The sequence below is a fragment of the Pseudomonas sp. TE3728 genome (assembly GCF_056279145.1).
In genome coordinates this window covers 2,464,190-2,479,094 of sequence record NZ_JBWBQT010000001.1, presented here as the reverse complement: position 1 = coordinate 2,479,094, position 14,905 = coordinate 2,464,190, and the positions used below count along the sequence as shown (strand labels likewise).

The following is a 14,905-nucleotide window of genomic DNA, read 5'->3' as shown; positions in this document are numbered from 1 at the left end:
CAGGCTGCAATCTTTTGACTGTAAAAGATCAAGATCAAAAGATCGCAGCCTGCGGCAGCTCCTACAGGGAGGCCGCGACCGCCATATGACGCAAGCAACGATTTAAAGGTCTTTTGCAGACACCTTTTTCTGTCCATCTGGTTAATAATCGACGGCATAATTTTTCGCCCCGGCACTCTGCTCAGCCAGAAGGTCGGGGCTTTGCTTTTACTGTCGAGTCACTGCCATGGATTGTGTTATCGAGGTGTTCCGGTGAGCGCCACCCGGCGTAGCGCCGATGGATTTGCCCTGCAAGTGATGGTCGGGTTGTGCCTGATCTGGGGCGTGCAGCAGGTGATGATCAAGTGGGCCGCGCCCGACATCGCGCCGGTCATGCAAGCGGCGGGGCGGTCGGGTATTTCCGCGTTGCTCGTAGGCGTATTGATCTGCTGGAAGGGCGGTTGGGATCAGGTCGGTAATACCTGGCGCGGCGGCTTGCTGGCGGGTGCTTTGTTTGGCCTGGAGTTCTTCTTCATTTCCGAAGGCCTGCAACTGACCACGGCGGCGCACATGTCGGTGTTCCTCTACACCGCGCCGATTTTCACCGCGTTGGGCGTGCATTGGCTGCTGCCGAGTGAGCGTTTAAGGCCGGTGCAGTGGCTGGGGATTGTTCTCGCCTTCATCGGCATTGCCATTGCGTTTGCCGGTGGCGTGTCGTGGGACAACCTCGACCACCGCATGCTGATGGGGGATGCGTTGGGCGTGCTGGCCGGCGCGTCATGGGGCGCGACCACTGTTGTAGTGCGTGCCTCGCGCCTGTCGGAAGCGCCGGTGACGCTGACGCTGTTTTATCAACTGATCGTCGGCTTCGTCGGCCTGCTGTTGATCGCGATCCTCAGCGGGCAGGTCACTCATGTCAGCCTGACCACTGTTTCCGTGGCCAGTGTGTTATTCCAAGGGTTGGTGGTGTCGTTCTTCAGTTACCTGACCTGGTTCTGGCTGCTGCGTCGTTATCTGGCGGCGAACCTGGCGGTGTTTTCGTTCATGACGCCGCTGTTCGGCGTCACATTCGGCGTGGTGCTGCTGGGCGAAGAACTGAGTCTCAACTTTGTGATCGGCGCGGTGCTGGTTCTGCTCGGGATCACTTTTGTGAGCGCAGAGCAGTGGGTCCGCCGTCGTTTGCGCAAAGCACTTGGGCAACCCTGATCGGGCGCAACAATAAAGCCCCCGTGATGATCAAACCGCTGCCGGCGATCAGCAAGGCAGGTTGCAAGCCACTCGTCGTCGCGAAAGCGTGGCGGCCGAGCCGTTCGCCAGCGCGACCACCTGGCTGATGTGGCGCAAAGACATGGTCGGCGCCAACCTGAATGCATGGATCGAGCAGCAGGCGGTGTATCCGTCGACAGCGATTTAGACCCAGGCAATTGCTTGAACCAACGTTCAGGGATTTGGATCAATTTAGTAACAGATCATTGCGATCTTGGGCGAGCATTGCGTAGGACTTCGGACTATTATCAGTGCGAAGGGGCTACAGAACTTCAGCCGCTCGGCACTACCCTGAAGGGGGCACCATGAAAGAGAAAATCCAAAACTGGCTGCATGACCTGGGTGTCGCACTCGGTTTGATCGAACCGCCTCTGCAACCCATACCCATTCGCACTGACGACGAACAACGTCGCCGCCAGCAGCAGCGCCGCCGGTAAGTTATTTATCCTGAAAAAGATCGCAGCCTTCGGCAGCTCCTACAGGAGTGCGCCTGTGCTGCGATTGCGGGTGCCTGTAGGAGCTGCCGGAGGCTGCGATCTTGGCGGTCGACAGGTTAGATCAAGTGTTGCGGTCAATAACGCCCAATCTCAATCAAAAACCGGCTCAAGTCGTCGACGGTCGTCGCAGTCTTGAGCATCCGGTCTTCTTCGGCGATAGACGCTGTCAATCCCAGCTGATCTTCCAGATGGAAAATCAGATCTTCAATATCTTCTTTATCCAGTCCCAACTGCACCAGACGGGTGTTGTCGTCGAAGTCATCCCGGCCCTCCAGCAGGCGGCTGATGAAGCGGTGCACGGCTGTACGAACGGCGTCTCTTGTCATGATTGTTCTTCGAGGGCGTCATTGTTGTTGTCCCTGGTGCTGAGTACAGCAGGCTTCAGGCGTGTCGGTGCTGCCACTCGTCAATCATCGTGCGCAAATATTCCCCGGAAAAACTCCCGAAATGTCCGCCGTGCACCGTGCGGATCGGCAGCGCGCGCAAGCGTTGCAGGCTGCGGGCGTAGTCGTCGAGGTTGGAGTGATAGGCGTCTTCGATCAGTGGCCCATCGTAAATGATGTCGCCGCTGAACAGGGTTTCGGTCGCCGCCTCGAACAGGCTGATGCCGCCCGGTGAATGACCCGGCGTGTGCAGCACTTGCAGGACCCGATCACCGAGATCAAGCACGTCGCCTTCTTCAATCAAACCCGTGGCCGGTGCGGCTTTGACCCGGTATTCGGCGTAGCACAGCGGGCAGTCGGGGTGAGCCTCGAACATGTCGTCACCGACGAAAGCCTTGCTCAATGTGTTTTCACCGTCCGGAGAAGCCAGAATCTGCGCTTCAGCCGGGTGCACCAGCCGTTCGGGAAACTCGTGATGGCCGGCAATGTGATCGAAATGGCAATGGCTGGCCACTGCCACCAGCGGTCGTTCGGTGATCCACGGCAATTGCTCGCGCAGGCTGACCAGCCCAGAACCGCTGTCCAGCAGCAAATCCTTGTCACGCCCCTGAATGTGCCAGAGGTTGCAGCGGTAAAAGGGCCTAATGTAAGGCTCGTGAATCAGGCGTATGCCGTCGCTGAGCTGTTTGACCTCGAACCACTGATCGCGAGAAACAATCTTCATCAAAGGTTTTCTCCAGACGAAAAAAAACGGGTGTGGCAACCGACGCCACACCCGTCGAAGAAAGCATCAAGTCGTTATGTTCAGCTTAGGCAGGGCTGGCCACCACTGCCGGGCGACGGGACAGCAGGCTGACCACCACGAAACTCACCAGGCCTACGCCGAGGCTGTAGTAGATCGGGGTGTTGGCGTCCATACCGTCCTTGACCATGAACAGCAGCGCGGTGGCGAAGCCCATGCCCATGCTGGCGATAGCGCCGGCGGTGGTTGCGCGTTTCCAGAAGATTGCACCGATCAGCGGGATCAACATGCCGCCCACCAACAGGTTATAGGCCAGGGTCAGGGCACTGATCACGTCGTTGACGACCAGCGCGATACCCAGCACGGCGATGCCGGTCAGCAGGGTGAACAGGCGGTTGACCGCCAGGCTCGACTGTTTACCGCCGCGCAGTTTCGGCAGCAGGTCTTCGGTCAGGGTAGTGGCGGCGGCGAGCAGGCCGGCGCTGGCGGTGGACATCATGGCCGCCAGGGCAGCCGCAATCACCAGGCCACGGATTCCGTCCGGCAGGGACAGTTTGACGATGGCGGCAAAGGCGTTGTTGACGTTGTCCAGGTCCGGGATCAGTACATGAGCGGCCATGCCGATCAGGGCGCAGGCCAGTCCGTAAAGGATGCAATAGAAGCCTGCGAATGTGCCGGCGACCTGAGCCACTTTGGCGCTCTTGACGGTGAACACACGCTGCCAGATGTCTTGGCCGATCAGGATCCCGAAGAAGTAGATCATGAAATAGGTGATGATGGTGTCCCAGCCAATCGTAGTGAAGCTGAAGGCGGTTGCCGGCAGTTTCAGCACCAACTCATCCCAGCCACCGACGCGGTACAGGCAGATTGGCAACAGGATGAACATCAGGCCCACGGTCTTGATGACGAACTGGACGATGTCGGTCAGGGTCAGGGACCACATGCCGCCGATCGCCGAATAAATCACCACCACGCCACCGCCGACCAATACCGACAGCCAGAACGGCAGGTCGAACAGCACTTGCAGCACGGTGCCAATGGCCAGAATCGAGACCACGCCGATCATCAGCGCATACGCCAGCATGATCACCGCGCTCGCGGAGCGGGCCATCGGGTTGTAGCGTTTTTCCAGCACCTGGGTAACGGTGTAGATTTTCAGTTTCAGCAGCGGTTTGGCGAGGAACAGGTTCAGCGCCACGATCCCGCAACCGAGGGCCGCGCAGAGCCAGAAACCGGAGATGCCATGGACGTAACCCAGGCGCACGGTGCCGACGGTAGATGCGCCGCCCAGAACGGTAGCGGCCATGGTGCCCATGTACAGGCTCGGGCCGAGGTTACGACCGGCGACCAAAAAGTCTTCGTTGGTCTTGGCCTTGCGCATGCCGTAGTAGCCGAGTATCAGCATCGCGGCGGCGTAGATGAGTACGACGAATAAATCCAAAGCCATGATGGCGTGTCTCCGATTGTCTTTTTTATGGTGAAACAAAGATGGTTCTGTGGACCGGCCCCTGTGGGAGCGAGCCTGCTCGCGATAGCGATTTATCAGTCACATCAATGTCGGATGTGCCGCAGTCATCGCGAGCAGGCTCGCTCCCACAGGGGTGTCGGTGTCAGGCTGGCTGACGCATTTCAGGTTTTGCGATGGTGTGTGCGCCCTTGCTGCGTGCATCGTTGGGGCCGAACACCGCAGCCGGTTCCGGGAACAGGCTCAGCAGCGTCAGGTACACCAGCGAGGCCAGGCCGAGGGTCACCGGCAGGCTGATGTCGATACCGCCCGCCAGATGCCCGAGTGGCCCGACAAACTGCCCCGGCAGGTTCACGAAGCACAAACCCACCAATGCACTTGGGATCCAGGCACCCAGGCCGCGCCAGTTCCAGCCGTGGGTGAACCAGTAACGGCCGCCTTTCTCGCCACGGGTGAACACTTGCAGGTCATCCGGGCAGTAGAAGCCGCGACGCACCAGCAGGCCGATGATCATGATCACCATCCACGGGGTGGTGCAGGTGATGATCAGCACGGCGAAGGTCGACACGCTCTGCACCAGGTTCGCCGCAAAGCGCCCGATGAAGATGAAAGCAATCGACATCACACCGATCAGCAGCGTTGCCTTGACCCGCGACAGCACCCTCGGGAACACGCTGGACATGTCCAGCCCGGTGCCATACAGCGAAGTGGTGCCGGTGGACATGCCGCCGATCACCGCAATCAGGCACACCGGCAGGAAGAACCAGCTCGGCGACACCGCCAGCAGACCGCCGACATAGTTGTTGGCCGCGATGTAGTCCGGTGCCTTGATCGCCACGATGGTGGCAGTGGCGAGGCCGAACAGGAACGGGATGAAGGTGGCGATCTGCGAGATCACCACGGCGGCCATGATCCGGCGCTTGGAGGTGTCACGCGGGATGTAGCGCGACCAGTCGCCGAGGAACGCCCCGAAGGAAATCGGGTTGCTCATCGCTACCAGCGCGGCGCCGATGAAGGCCGCCCAGAAACCCGGTTGACCGAGGCTGACGCTGCCGGCGTAGTTCACATCGAAAGGACCGGCGAAAGCGAAGACGCCCAGCAGGAACAACAGGCTGGCGCTCCACACGGCGATCTTGTTGACCCACAGCAGGAAGCGGAAACCGTAGATGCACACCGTCAGCACCAGAATCGCGAACAGACCGTAGGCCAGGCCCAGGGTCAGGTCGGTTTCTGGCAGGCCGATCAAGCGCTTCGCGCCACCGATCAACGCATCGCCCGAACTCCACACCGAAAGAGAGAAGAAGGCGATGGCGGTCAGCAGCGACAGGAACGAACCGACGATCCGCCCATGCACGCCAAAGTGTGCACCGGACGACACGGCGTTGTTGGTGCCATTAAGCGGACCGAACAGGCCCATCGGCGCAAGGATCAGCGAACCCAGCAACACGCCCAGCACAATCGCCCAGACGCCCGCCTGGAAAGACAGGCCGAACAGTACCGGGAAACTGCCGAGCACGGCGGTGGCAAAGGTGTTGGAACCGCCGAAGATCATCCGGAACAAGTCCGTCGGGCCGGCGGTGCGTTCGTTGTCCGGGATCTGTTCGACCCCGTAGGTTTCGATTTGCGTAAGGCTTTGGTCTTTGTTGTTGTTATTCATGATCTGCTCCGATCATAAAGGCGCGCTCATCGTGTGTGAGCGTCACCTTGGCTAAGGGGATGGCAGCCCTTCCGGCATTGCGGACAAATGTTCGTGGCAGGCCAGCCATAGGCCTTGTTGTTCTTGGCCAGACGTCTGTTTCTTGAAAACAATCGTCTCGCGTTCCTGGCTGAAGTGTTGCTCCCCTTGCATGCGCAGCTCGGTGGCCACGTCATGGATGAAAATTGCCACGTCACCCTGCAGGCTGACGAAGGCGTTGCTCGAGGTGCACGACAGCACCTCGAAGCCGTCCTCGGCGCGCCAGGTGTCCCACAACGCCTGATAGGCATCGCGCGACAGCAGGGGCTGCTCGAGGGTGTAGAACACGAAGCTGGCATCAACGCTGAATGCGTCGAAGTAAGCTTCGCGATCGTTACGGGCAAAGGCCGACACCAGCTCAGCGGCGGCGTTGAGTACCTGATCACGTTCGCTCATGACCGATCCTCAGCGATGGACCACGCCCGGCAGTACGCAGAGCATTTCGTACAGCAGGTTGGCGCCCAACAGCGAGGTGTTGCCGGTGGTGTCATACGCTGGCGAGACTTCCACCAGATCACAGCCGACCAGATCGAGGCCTTGGCAGCCGCGCACGATTTCGATCGCCTGAATGGTCGTCAGACCGCCGATTTCCGGGGTGCCAGTGCCTGGTGCCCAGGCTGGGTCGATACCGTCGATGTCGAAACTCAGGTACACCGGACCGCCGCCGACTTTCTCGCGAACTTCGGCCATCAGCGGTGCCAGGGATTTGTGCCAGCATTCTTCAGCCTGAACCACACGGAAGCCTTGATTGCGGCTCCAGTTGAAGTCATCAGCGGTGTAACCCTGAGCGCGCAAGCCAATTTGCACCACGCGGTCGCAATCCAGAAGGCCTTCTTCTACGGCGCGACGGAAGGTGGTGCCGTGGGCGATCTTCTCGCCGAACATGTGATCGTTTACATCGGCGTGAGCGTCGATGTGCACCAGGCCGACCTTGCCGTGCTTTTTATGGATGGCACGCAGGATCGGCAGGGTGATGGTGTGATCGCCGCCGAGAGTCATGGGGATCACATCGTGTTCGAGGATGTTGTCGTAGGCCTCTTCGATGATCCGCACGGCGTCCAGCAGGTTGAACGTGTTGATCGCTACGTCACCGATGTCGGCAACCGACAGCGAGTCGAACGGCGCGGCGCCGGTGGCCATGTTGTACGGGCGGATCATCACCGATTCCGCACGGATTTCACGCGGCCCGAAACGGGTGCCGGGGCGCAGGGAAGTGCCGATGTCCAGCGGGATGCCGATAAAGGCAGCGTCCAGGCCGGCGGCGGATGGCAAATGGGGAAGTCGCAGCATGGTGGCGATGCCGCCGAAGCGCGGCATTTCGTTGCCGCCCAGTGGTTGGTGAAGAATCTTGTCCACGGGTAAGGCCTCATCGTCGTTGTTTTATTTATGTCGGTTGCACGCTCGGGGAGAGACGGGCACCGCTGTGGGCCGATTCTGCGAAATGTAGTGACCGGGAAGAATCGCTACGGGCAAATACTTAGTTCAGATTTTTCTAAACTAATGGAGTGTGTGGCGATAGACTCAACACGTCTCGTAGCCGCTGACGAATAACCCTGTAGGAGCTGCTGCGACCCAGATTAAGCTGAATCTCGACCAGTGCTTGGAGCCCCCATGGCCAACGCTTTACCCGACCTGAAACTATTGCGCATCTTCGTCAGCGTGGTCCGCCATCAGGGGTTCGCCAACGCCCAGCAAGAGCTCAACCTCTCGACCTCGGCGATCAGCACTTACATGAGCCAGCTCGAAGCGGCCTTGGGCCTGGTGCTTTGCCATCGCGGTCGCGGTGGTTTCAGCCTGACCAGCAAGGGTGAGCTGTTCCATCAGGAAACCCTGCGGCTATTGGCCGAACTCGAAGGTTTCGAACAATACGCCGCCGCCCTCAAAGGCGAGCTGCGCGGAACCTTGAACCTGGGCGTGATCGACTCCACCGTCAGCGATAAGGCCTTGCCCTTCGCCGAAGCCATCGGCGCCTACAGTCAGGAGCACCCGGCGGTGCATTTGCATCTGTCGGTCATGAGCCCTTACGAGCTGCAACTCGGCGTGCAGGACAACCGCCTCGACCTGGCCATCGGTGCCTTTTCCACGCGCATGAGCGGTCTGGTCTACATGCCGCTGTACCGCGAGCAACACTGGCTGTATTGCAGCAGCCGCCATCCGCTGTTCACCGAGCGGCGTATTCCCGAGCAAGTCATCACCCAACAGCGCATGGTCGGTCGCGGCTATTGGAGTCAGGCGGAACTGGCCCGCCACGGTTTCAAACACAGCGCGGCGACTGTGGAAAGTATGGAAGCCCAGCTGATTCTGGTGCTGTCCGGCGCCTACATCGGTTACTTGCCGGAGCACTACGCTCAGGCTTGGGCCGACAAAGGTGATTTACGCGTGCTGCTGCCGGCGACGTTCGGTTATCAGGCGCCGTTCTCGATGATCGTGCGCCGAGGCCGCAGCCGCGAACCGCTGATCCAGACCTTCCGCGACCTGCTCAAAGCGCAGCTCAATCAGGCTTAAGACAATGTCCAGAATCCAGTGCCCGCGTTGCCTGCGTCCGCAAACCCATTGCCTGTGCCCGCTGATCCCGAGCCTCGACAGCCGCACCCGGGTGTTGCTGCTTCAGCATCCGAGCGAAGTGAACCATGCGCTGAACACCGCGCGATTGGCCGCATTGGGGTTGAAGAATGCCGAGTTGATCGTCGGCGAGGTGTTCGATGAATTGCCGGCGCTGTTGAATCAGCCGGGCTATCAGGCGCGGCTGCTGTTTCCCGCCGAGGACGCGCAACCGTTGCAGGCTTACACCGCTAATGATGAACCGCTATTGCTGGTGGTCCCGGACGGCACCTGGCGCAAGGCGCGCAAAATGCTGCACCTCAATCCGTTGTTGGCGGCGTTGCCCAGAGTGGCATTGGTCGAGGGCGGGGTCTCGCGTTATCGCTTGCGCAAGGCTCCGGGGCCTGGGGCGTTGTCGACGGTGGAGGCGATTGTGCAGGCGTTGCAGACGCTTGAGTCACCCGTCAGTTTCGAGCCGTTGTTAAAACCGTTCGAGGCGTTGATCGAGGGGCAGATTGCGGCGATGGGGGAGGAGACCTACCAGCGTAATCATGGGCCGAAATAGGCGTTGTTTATTAGGGCCTCATCGCGAGCAGGGTCGCTCCCACAGTTGATCTTCAGCGCACACAAAATGTGTGATCACCACCCATCCAATGTGGGAGCGAGCCTGCTCGCGATAGCGGTGGGAACAATCACAGAAAATTCCCGCCGCAGACTACCTTTCGCGCATCGCCTCAGTCCGCGCTTTCAACACCGGTTTAAGCAGATAATCCAGCACACTTTTCTCCCCGGTAATAATGTCCACCGTCGCCACCATCCCCGGGATGATCAGCAGCGGTTTCGCATCCCCGCCCAAGTGATTCTTGTCGGTTCTTACCTGAATCAGATAAAAGCTGTTGCCCTTGTCATCGGTGATGGTGTCCGCCCCGATCAGCTCCAGCTTGGCACTCAGCCCGCCGTAAATCGTGTAGTCATAAGCGCTGAACTTGACCATGGCTTTCTGGCCCGGGTGCAGGAACGCCACGTCTTGAGGGCGGACCTTGGCTTCGATCAGCAGGTTGTCTTCCAGTGGCACGATTTCCACCATGTCGTTGCCCGGCTGGACCACGCCGCCGATGGTATTGACCTTCAGCATTTTGATAATGCCGTGAACCGGCGACACCACGGTGGTGCGCGTCACCCGGTCGTCAATGGCAATGCTTGAAGCGGTGATTTTCGACAGGTCGGTGCGTTTCTCATTCAGCTCTTTTGCCGCGTCCGAACGGAAGGATTGTTCCGACTCGTCGATCTTGCTTTTGATCTCATTGATCGCCGATTCGGCACGGGGAATCGCCAGGGTCGTGGCGTTCAGCGAGCCGCGGATTTCCACCGCGCTGCGTTTGAGCCGAAGGATTTCCACCGGCGAGACCGCTCCGGTGCCCACCAGCGGCGCCGACATGTTCATCTCTTGTTGCAGCAGCGCCAGGCTGGAACTGAACTGCCCCTGTTTGGAACGGAATTCCGCCAGTTCCTGGGTTTTCTGCCGAAGTTGTTCGGTCAGCGTGCGCTGTTCGCTGGCCAGTCGGCGCTGGCGTTGTTCGTACAGCGAGCGTTCGTCCTCGGCCACTTGTGGCGCCTTGGCGATCACTTCCGCGGACAGCTTGAATGGCCGGCCTTCCGCTTCGGCGGACAACCGTTCGACCTGCGCGGTCAGCGCATAGCGATCCGCTTCGCTTTCACCCTTGTTCGACAGGAATCGCGTGTCATCCAGGCGCAGCAAGGTGTCGCCCTTGTTCACCATTTGCCCTTCGCGCACGAAGATTTCCGTGACGATGCCGCCCTCCAGGTTCTGGATCACCTGAATCTTGCTCGACGGAATCGCCTTGCCTTCGCCCGTGGTGACTTCCTGCAACACGGCGAACTTGGCCCAGACCAGTGCGGTGATCAGCAGCGCCGCTGCCAGCCACACGGTGATCCGCGACCAGCGCGGCGAATCCTGCAGCGAGGCGCCGGCGGTTTCCGGCATGAATTCGCTTTCGGCACTTTTGCTGAAACTGCCGAGGTAGCTTCGGGCCGCTGAATCCGGTGTTTGAGCAGACATGGGCGATACCCGTCAGTTAGAGAAATAAAGCCGAACACAAACCTGTGGCGAGGGAGCTTGCTCCCGCTCGACGGCGAAGCCGTGCAAAATCTGCCGATAGGGTCCATCTGACACAACGAGGTGAATGGCTTTGGGGCTGCTTCGCAACCCAGCGGGAGCAAGCTCCCTCGCCACAGGTCATGTGTTTGTGCCCCTAAACCGTCGCAGAGCCGACACGGCCCTTGCGCAATGCATCGATGACCGCTTCTTTCGGGCCGTCGGCGACGATCCGTCCGTTGTCCAGCACCACCAACCGGTCCACCAGGCTGAGCATTGAGGTGCGGTGAGTGACCAGCAGCAGGGTTTTGCCCTGGATCCAGCCGTGGAGTTTTTGCCGCAAAACGTCTTCGCTGCTGTTGTCCATGGCGCTGGTGGGTTCGTCGAGCAGCATGATCGGCGGGTCGAGCAACAAGGCCCGCGCCAGCAACACCGCTTGGCGTTGACCGCCGGACAGCAACTGACCGCGTTCACCCACCGGCCGGTCGAAGCCATGGGGATGTTGGCGAGCCAGTTCGGTGACGCCGGTCAGTTCGGCGACTTCGAGCATCCGGGCATCGCTGATGTAGCGCGCGCCGAGGGTCAGGTTGTCGCGCAGGCTGCCGGCCAGCAATGGCAGGTCGTGGGCGACGTAACCGATTTGTTGACGCAGGTCGGCGACGTCCAGTTGCCGCAGGTCCAGGCCATCGAGCAGCAACTGGCCTTCTTCCGGTGCATAGAAACCCATCACCAGCCGCGCCAATGTGCTTTTGCCCGAACCGCTGCGGCCGATGATGCCGATCCGTTCGCCGGGCTTCATGCTGAAGCTGACGTTGGCCAGGGCCGGAGCATTCTGGCCGTTGTAGTGGAACGTCACGCCGCTGACGTCGAGTGCGCCTTGCAATTGCGTGCGCTCCAATGGCCGCTGCTTGGCGTCACGTTCTTGCGGTAACGACATCAGCGCATCGGTGCTTTTCATGGTCAGTTGCGCTTGCTGATAACGGGTGATCAGCCCGGCGATCTGTCCCAGCGGCGCGAGTACGCGGCTGCCGAGCATGTAGGTCGCCACCAGCGCGCCAACGCTGAGGTTGCCGGCAATGATGCTGTAGACCCCGGCGACGATGGTCGCCATGCCGCAGAGTTGCTGAATGAACAGCGTGCCGTTGGTGGCCAGCGCCGAGAGGTTGCGCGCGTGACTGTCGAGGCGGGTGAGGGCACCGTGGGTGCTTTCCCATGTGTGCTGACGTTCGCTTTCGGCGCTGCAGGCCTTGAGGGTTTCCAGGCCGCCGAGGGTTTCGATCAGCAGGGCCTGACGCTCGGCGCCGAGGCTCAGACTCTTCTGCACGGTGTCGCGCAGACGGGCCTGGATCACCATGGCAAAGATGATCGTGATGGGGAAGGCCAACAGCGGAATCACCACCAGCCAGCCACCGAGCAGGCCGATCACCACCAGCATCAGTACCGCGAAGGGCAGGTCGATCAGGCTGGTCAGCGTGACGGCGGTGAGAAATTCCCGAAGGCCCTGAAAGTCATGAATGCTCTGGGCGAAACCACCGATGGTTGCTGGCCGTGCTTTCATCGCCATGCCGGTGATGCGTTCGAACAAGGTCGCCGAAAGAATCACGTCGGTTTTCTTCCCGGCGGTGTCCAGCAAGTGCGCGCGAACCACCCGCAGCACCAGTTCGAAGCCAGTGCCGATCAGCAAGCCGATCGACAGCACCCACAACGTTGAAGTGGCTTGGTTCGGCACCACTCGGTCGTAGGTCTGCATCACGAACAGCGGCACCATCAGGCCCAGCAGGTTGATCAGAAAACTCGCCAGAATCGCATCGCTGTACAGCCACTTCGACAACTTCAACGTGTCGCGAAACCATGCCTCGACTCGTGGCACCAGCGGCGCGCGCAAATCTTCGAGTTCATGCCGCGGCCGGGCGAACAAGGCCTGGCCGCTGTAGTTGGCGGCCAGCTCGTCCGTGCTGACCCATTGTTCTCCACCGTCGGCTTCGCTCGGCAGAATCAGCGCCTGACCGTCATCGCCGAAGCGACGCAAGATTGCGCAGCGGCCATGGTTGAGGATCAGCATCACTGGCAGGTTTAGCGCGGAAATCTCACCCAGTTCACGGCGCAGCACGCGCGCCTGCAAACTGGCCCGGGCCGCTGCGCGCGGCAGTAGGTCCAGGCTCAAACGTTGGTGTGCCATTGGCAGCCCGGCACTCAGGCTGGCGCGACTGACCGTCGCGCCATGAAGTTTGCAGAGAATCAACAGACCATCCAGGAGCGGGTCATCGAAGCTCAGACGCGGATCGACGCCAGTGTTGCCGGGTTCCATGCTGGTCACTTGATCGCTCCTGTTGAACCGTGGCAATGGATACACATCTCCCTGTAGGAGCTGCCGAAGGCTGCGATCTTTTGATCTTGATCGTGAAAACAAAATCAAAAGATCGCAGCCTTCGGCAGCTCCTACGCGGGGTTACATCATTTCAATTCAGGTAAGCGCGGTTAATTCATTTCAGTTCAGGCAAACGAGCTTCATTTTTCACTTCGGTGGCGGCGATCGCATCGGCAGGCAGCACCACCCGTTGTTTGCTCAGCAACTGACCCATGTTCGCCAGCACGCGGTACATCGAAAACTCCTCGGTGTAGCGCACTTCGGTGTAGCGGCGATTGGCGTTGTAGAGCTCGTTTTCACTGTCGAGCAAGTCGAGCAAGGTCCGTTGACCCAGGCCGAACTGATCCTGATACGCGGCCCGCACACGGGTGGTGGTTTCGGCGTATTCACGGGCGGTCGGGGTTTGTTTCTTGGCGTTGAGCATGGCGTTCCAGGCCAGGTGGATGTTCTCGTTGAGTTGGCGCAGGGCGTTGTTGCGGATGTCCAGCGCCTGGTTGATCTGGTGCGCGTCGGAGGCCAGCCGGGCCTTGTCGCTGCCACCGCGGAACAGGTTGTAGTTCATCACCACACCCACTCGCCATTCGTTGTCGTGACCTTCGTCGCCCTGAATATTGTTATTCGCGCCCACCGCTGCTTCAGCGTCAAAACGCGGGTAGAACGGCGACTTGGCGACTTCGTACTGGCTCTCGGCCGATTGCACATCGGCCTGGGCGGATTTCAGGTACGGGTTGTGTTCCACCATGCTCTGCTGGGCTTCCGGCAGGGTGGCGGGCAATTCGCCGCGGGTCGATGGCGGTGCTTCGAGTTCATCGGGCATGCGCCCCACGACGCTGTAGAAATTTGTCTCGGCATCGGCCAGATCGACTTCGGCGGTGTCGAGGTTGTTTTGCGCCAGTGCCCGGCGAGCGGTGGATTGGTCGGAGTCGGCGTTGCTGCCGACCCCTCGCTGAGTGCGCAGACCTATCTGATCATTGACCCGCATGTGCGCTTGCAGGTTGTTCTTGGCCAGGGTCACCAGTTCGCGGCGTTTGAGCACTTCGAGGTACACCTCGACAGTGCGCAGGGCCAGATCCTGGGCGGTGCCTTGAGCGTAATAGGCCCGCGAGTTGGCCACGCCTTTGGTGCGCGCGACTTCGTTGGAGGTGTTGAAACCGTCGAACAGCATCTGCCGCAGGCGCAGTTCCGATTGGGTGTAGTTGAGGATTTCGGTGTGGTGATTGCCCTGCGCCCGAGTGGTGGTGTTATCGCTGTACCCGCGCCCGTAGCCGGCGTTCAAATCCACCGATGGATAAAAGCCCCCTTTGGCGACTTTAACCTGCTCGTCGGCCGAGAGCCGGGCATCGACCCGCGACGCCAGTTCCGGGTGGGTCGCAATGGTGCTCTGGATCGCCTCGGTCAATGACATTGCCTGAGCCTGAGAAGTGCAGGCCATGGCCAGCAAAATCGCGCTGCAGAGGGGGGTTAAAACGCGCATGGATGCCTCTCCCTGATTCCTGATGGTACTTAGTGATTCGCCAAATATTTGACGTTATTTTTAAGTGAAACCGTCTCACCCTTGTTACAACAGAGCTAAGAACATCCTGACGCGAAGCTAAGAAGGATTTCTCATAACGCTTATGCCGAAAAAAACTTATGCGCTCTGAAAAATCCAGCACATTGTTCAATGCGAAAGCCTTTGTTTATGAGCTCTCAGGAGCATCGAAGGGCTTGAGGAAAGTTCAATTCACTTTTCGACACAGAGCGAAGAAGTGCTGGAGGGGAGGGAAGCGAGACGGTTTAGAGGCGACAATTTTTTGTCACTCAAGTGATTCAA

At 59.9% G+C, this 14,905-nt stretch carries 13 protein-coding genes and 1 pseudogene; 5 read left to right on the top strand and 9 right to left on the bottom strand.

Going from position 1 to position 14,905, the window contains the following annotated elements:
* The first annotated feature begins 252 nt into the window (after positions 1-252).
* The 3 genes and pseudogenes from ACZ89R_RS10555 to ACZ89R_RS10545 all read left to right on the top strand — a co-directional run bounded on the left by ACZ89R_RS10555 (position 253) and on the right by ACZ89R_RS10545 (position 1,682).
* A complete protein-coding gene (locus ACZ89R_RS10555) occupies positions 253-1,185 on the top strand; it encodes a DMT family transporter (protein ID WP_429545833.1) in 933 nt (310 codons plus the stop codon).
* Positions 1,186-1,264: 79 nt separating this feature from the next.
* A pseudogene (locus tag ACZ89R_RS10550) lies at positions 1,265-1,393 on the top strand (LysR family transcriptional regulator); the annotation flags it as partial.
* Between the two features lie 157 nt (positions 1,394-1,550).
* Positions 1,551-1,682 carry a PA1414 family protein gene (locus ACZ89R_RS10545; RefSeq protein ID WP_256348862.1) on the top strand — a complete coding sequence of 44 codons (132 nt, stop codon included), beginning with the start codon at positions 1,551-1,553 and terminating at the stop codon, positions 1,680-1,682.
* Positions 1,683-1,816: 134 nt separating this feature from the next.
* Here the strand turns inward: ACZ89R_RS10545 and ACZ89R_RS10540 are convergent, their stop codons facing one another.
* The 6 genes from ACZ89R_RS10540 to speB all read right to left on the bottom strand — a co-directional run bounded on the left by ACZ89R_RS10540 (position 1,817) and on the right by speB (position 7,423).
* Complete coding sequence (locus ACZ89R_RS10540; RefSeq protein ID WP_123494647.1) at positions 1,817-2,068, bottom strand: acyl carrier protein; 252 nt, start codon at positions 2,066-2,068, stop codon at positions 1,817-1,819.
* A gap of 55 nt (positions 2,069-2,123) precedes the next feature.
* Positions 2,124-2,849, bottom strand: coding sequence for an MBL fold metallo-hydrolase (locus ACZ89R_RS10535; RefSeq protein ID WP_429545834.1), 726 nt, complete (start codon positions 2,847-2,849; stop codon positions 2,124-2,126).
* A gap of 85 nt (positions 2,850-2,934) precedes the next feature.
* On the bottom strand, positions 2,935-4,314 hold the full coding sequence (locus ACZ89R_RS10530) for a sodium:solute symporter family protein (protein WP_192343940.1): 1,380 nt from the start codon (positions 4,312-4,314) through the stop codon (positions 2,935-2,937).
* Positions 4,315-4,477: 163 nt separating this feature from the next.
* A complete protein-coding gene (locus ACZ89R_RS10525) occupies positions 4,478-5,989 on the bottom strand; it encodes a purine-cytosine permease family protein (protein WP_429545835.1) in 1,512 nt (503 codons plus the stop codon).
* Positions 5,990-6,040: 51 nt separating this feature from the next.
* Positions 6,041-6,463 (bottom strand): YybH family protein, encoded by a 423-nt coding sequence (locus ACZ89R_RS10520; protein WP_429545836.1) that lies wholly within the window; start codon positions 6,461-6,463, stop codon positions 6,041-6,043.
* 9 nt (positions 6,464-6,472) lie between these two features.
* Positions 6,473-7,423 carry an agmatinase gene (speB, locus tag ACZ89R_RS10515; protein WP_007905133.1) on the bottom strand — a complete coding sequence of 317 codons (951 nt, stop codon included), beginning with the start codon at positions 7,421-7,423 and terminating at the stop codon, positions 6,473-6,475.
* A gap of 255 nt (positions 7,424-7,678) precedes the next feature.
* Between speB and ACZ89R_RS10510 the strand changes: the two genes are divergently transcribed.
* Positions 7,679-8,572, top strand: a complete 894-nt coding sequence (locus tag ACZ89R_RS10510) for a LysR family transcriptional regulator (RefSeq protein WP_008013540.1) — start codon at positions 7,679-7,681, stop codon at positions 8,570-8,572.
* Between the two features lie 4 nt (positions 8,573-8,576).
* Positions 8,577-9,173 carry a tRNA-uridine aminocarboxypropyltransferase gene (locus ACZ89R_RS10505; protein WP_429545837.1) on the top strand — a complete coding sequence of 199 codons (597 nt, stop codon included), beginning with the start codon at positions 8,577-8,579 and terminating at the stop codon, positions 9,171-9,173.
* 150 nt (positions 9,174-9,323) lie between these two features.
* Here ACZ89R_RS10505 and ACZ89R_RS10500 read toward each other — a convergent pair whose 3' ends face one another.
* The 3 genes from ACZ89R_RS10500 to ACZ89R_RS10490 all read right to left on the bottom strand — a co-directional run bounded on the left by ACZ89R_RS10500 (position 9,324) and on the right by ACZ89R_RS10490 (position 14,566).
* Complete coding sequence (locus ACZ89R_RS10500) at positions 9,324-10,688, bottom strand: HlyD family type I secretion periplasmic adaptor subunit (RefSeq protein ID WP_429545838.1); 1,365 nt, start codon at positions 10,686-10,688, stop codon at positions 9,324-9,326.
* 193 nt (positions 10,689-10,881) lie between these two features.
* Complete coding sequence (locus ACZ89R_RS10495; protein WP_429545839.1) at positions 10,882-13,041, bottom strand: type I secretion system permease/ATPase; 2,160 nt, start codon at positions 13,039-13,041, stop codon at positions 10,882-10,884.
* A 166-nt stretch (positions 13,042-13,207) separates the two neighbouring features.
* Positions 13,208-14,566 (bottom strand): TolC family outer membrane protein, encoded by a 1,359-nt coding sequence (locus ACZ89R_RS10490; RefSeq protein WP_429545840.1) that lies wholly within the window; start codon positions 14,564-14,566, stop codon positions 13,208-13,210.
* Positions 14,567-14,905: the final 339 nt, after the last annotated feature.

Coding starts and splice junctions, on each gene's coding strand:
- ACZ89R_RS10540 (WP_123494647.1), bottom strand. CDS start 2,068: ATGACAAGAGACGCCGTTCGTACAGCCGTGCACCGCTTCATCAGCCGC.
- ACZ89R_RS10535 (WP_429545834.1), bottom strand. CDS start 2,849: ATGAAGATTGTTTCTCGCGATCAGTGGTTCGAGGTCAAACAGCTCAGC.
- ACZ89R_RS10525 (WP_429545835.1), bottom strand. CDS start 5,989: ATGAATAACAACAACAAAGACCAAAGCCTTACGCAAATCGAAACCTAC.
- ACZ89R_RS10490 (WP_429545840.1), bottom strand. CDS start 14,566: ATGCGCGTTTTAACCCCCCTCTGCAGCGCGATTTTGCTGGCCATGGCC.
- ACZ89R_RS10520 (WP_429545836.1), bottom strand. CDS start 6,463: ATGAGCGAACGTGATCAGGTACTCAACGCCGCCGCTGAGCTGGTGTCG.
- ACZ89R_RS10505 (WP_429545837.1), top strand. CDS start 8,577: ATGTCCAGAATCCAGTGCCCGCGTTGCCTGCGTCCGCAAACCCATTGC.
- ACZ89R_RS10510 (WP_008013540.1), top strand. CDS start 7,679: ATGGCCAACGCTTTACCCGACCTGAAACTATTGCGCATCTTCGTCAGC.
- ACZ89R_RS10530 (WP_192343940.1), bottom strand. CDS start 4,314: ATGGCTTTGGATTTATTCGTCGTACTCATCTACGCCGCCGCGATGCTG.
- ACZ89R_RS10500 (WP_429545838.1), bottom strand. CDS start 10,688: ATGTCTGCTCAAACACCGGATTCAGCGGCCCGAAGCTACCTCGGCAGT.
- ACZ89R_RS10545 (WP_256348862.1), top strand. CDS start 1,551: ATGAAAGAGAAAATCCAAAACTGGCTGCATGACCTGGGTGTCGCACTC.